The organism is Desulfobulbus alkaliphilus, assembly GCF_016918545.1.
In the GTDB taxonomy this organism is placed as follows: Bacteria; Desulfobacterota; Desulfobulbia; order Desulfobulbales; family Desulfobulbaceae; genus Desulfobulbus; species Desulfobulbus alkaliphilus.
The window spans coordinates 1-429 of sequence record NZ_JAFFQC010000294.1 but is presented as its reverse complement, the minus strand read 5'-3'; the positions used below and the strand labels follow the sequence as shown (position 1 = coordinate 429).

Below are 429 nucleotides of genomic sequence, written 5' to 3'. Positions count from 1 at the left end.
GATCAAGACCGGAAGGGGGACGAGCCTGCAAGCGAAAAAAGGTCATCCAAAATAAAAAAGGGACCGCACGGATGGCAGTCCCTCAAAGTATCAGTCCTCGTCCCGGACGCTGCTGCGGCGTCTGCGGCGGGGCTTTTCTTCTTCCATGTCCTCGGGCAGGTCTGGTGTGGAAAGCTGTTCCCGGATGCGGTCGCGCTCCTCCCGGGGCTTGGCCACCAGGCGCAACTGCTTGACCAGTACCTTGCCGATGACCAGCACTTCTTCCACATCGGCCAGCTGTTCGAAGTCCGGGGCATCGGGGCTGAAATCTTCGAGAGCGTCCCGCAGTTCTCCAGAAGTCATCCTGAAAATATACATGACGTGCCTCCGTGGCAGCAGTTTTGAGTTTTTCGTATCCAGCTGGACAAAGGGCGAGGTGCGCAACAGGGC

At 58.3% G+C, this 429-nt stretch carries 1 protein-coding gene; it reads right to left on the bottom strand.

Annotation, left to right across the window (positions count from 1 at the left end; genetic code table 11):
* Window positions 1-90 precede the first annotated feature (90 nt).
* Window positions 91-429: hypothetical protein (locus tag JWG43_RS18605; protein ID WP_205244405.1), on the bottom strand; the 339-nt coding region annotated here is incomplete at its 5' end.